Raw genomic sequence first — 1,343 nt, 5'->3', positions numbered from 1 at the left:
ATTGCTCTAAGCATGTGTGGCCACAGGTGGCGCTCATCGGCCTTGCCCATTCGTTTTCCTGCCACGCTGTAGGGCTGGCAAGGGAATCCACCCGTGAGGACGTCGATTTGTCCTCGGTGTTTACTAAAATCTGTTGTTGTGATGTCGTCATAAAGGATTGCATTGGGCCAGTAATATTGTAGAACTTGCTGGCAAAACGGGTTTATCTCACAGTGGAATACATTCTCCCAACCCATCTGGTGAGCCACAAGGTCAAACCCTCCGATTCCACTAAATAAAGAGGCGTGTTTCATCTATTTTGTAGGTGTAAAATCTAGTATTTTCCTGCAAGTTGGATTTGACACACCTCAATCAGTAGGACAATTTTTTGTACCAGCTAAACCATTTGTAACTCCAGCTCCTTGTTTTTACAATAAAGCGTGGCCATTCTTTGCACTAAACTTTTGCGTTCTGATCGTTTGTGAGCTCTCAAACGCTGGAGTCTTTTCAAGGTTGTACGATAGTCCTCATTGGGCAGCTCTAAACATACTGAAGCTTTGCGCCAAACGTAGCCCCAAGAACCTTTTACTCTATACTCTAGGTACACGACTCCCTGCAATGCGTATCTGATACGCATCCGACTTTTAACTAAGATTTTCATGATTTGATTGTAGCCGTATGGCTGGAAAATGATTGAAGGAAATGAGTTAAAACTAAATATTCTCGTGACGAATCATACTCTGAACTTCGAGCAAATGGTACCAAGTTTCAGGATCTTCTTTTTGAATGATCCCTATAATCTCATTCGAAAGTGGAATTAATGAACCGTTTGAAAATTCGGCTAAAGCACCGCAGTACAAGCAAATACTAATATCACCGTTGGCTGGGATTTTGACCTCTTCTGAATCTAAATGCGTGTGTGCATCCACAGGAGCTGAGCAGTTATGACATTCCATAATATGAAGGTTTATATAATTACGACTGTAATGTTTTAGGCTTGAGCCCGACTATATCCATGATGTCCATTTGTATATTGCCAGCCGATCGGGTCATTCCAAGCTGATCACGAATTAACTTGATTGCTGAGGCTGGTACATACCGATCACCACGGAGCATTTTTCGAATATTGGAGTTATCAGAATTTGGCCCATAGTCTAACTCTGTTCTGAGTATTTGGTATAGGGCTTTTCGTTGCCGAAGTGGTAATTTTTTGTAGACTCTTATCACTTCAATTGGCATTAGTAAGCGTTGAGTTCTCATTGTTTATTGACCCGTTTTATGAAATAATGACCCGTTTTTACTTCAAAATAAACCGTCTCAAATCCTTATCGTATTTCGCTATCATTTGTCCATTTTGACCAACC

The 1,343-nt window shown here is 41.3% G+C and carries 4 protein-coding genes; all 4 read right to left on the bottom strand.

What is annotated here, in order from left to right:
* Nucleotides 1-293, bottom strand: a 293-nt coding sequence (locus GVN22_RS27265) for a DNA cytosine methyltransferase (RefSeq protein ID WP_240915791.1), incomplete at its 3' end; no start/stop codon positions are given.
* An 83-nt stretch (nucleotides 294-376) separates the two neighbouring features.
* Nucleotides 377-640: a hypothetical protein gene (locus GVN22_RS27260; RefSeq protein ID WP_166554150.1), complete on the bottom strand. Its 264-nt coding sequence runs from the start codon at nucleotides 638-640 to the stop codon at nucleotides 377-379.
* Between the two features lie 52 nt (nucleotides 641-692).
* Nucleotides 693-935 carry a hypothetical protein gene (locus tag GVN22_RS27255; RefSeq protein ID WP_166554149.1) on the bottom strand — a complete coding sequence of 81 codons (243 nt, stop codon included), beginning with the start codon at nucleotides 933-935 and terminating at the stop codon, nucleotides 693-695.
* A 19-nt stretch (nucleotides 936-954) separates the two neighbouring features.
* A complete protein-coding gene (locus GVN22_RS27250; protein WP_166554148.1) occupies nucleotides 955-1,239 on the bottom strand; it encodes a hypothetical protein in 285 nt (94 codons plus the stop codon).
* Between the last annotated feature and the right edge of the window lie 104 nt (nucleotides 1,240-1,343).

This window comes from Cellulophaga sp. BC115SP (assembly GCF_009905545.1).
Classification (GTDB): domain Bacteria; phylum Bacteroidota; class Bacteroidia; order Cytophagales; family Spirosomataceae; genus Flectobacillus; species Flectobacillus rivi.
The sequence above is the reverse complement of the archived record's forward strand: the minus strand, read 5'-3'. Positions and strand labels throughout refer to the sequence as shown.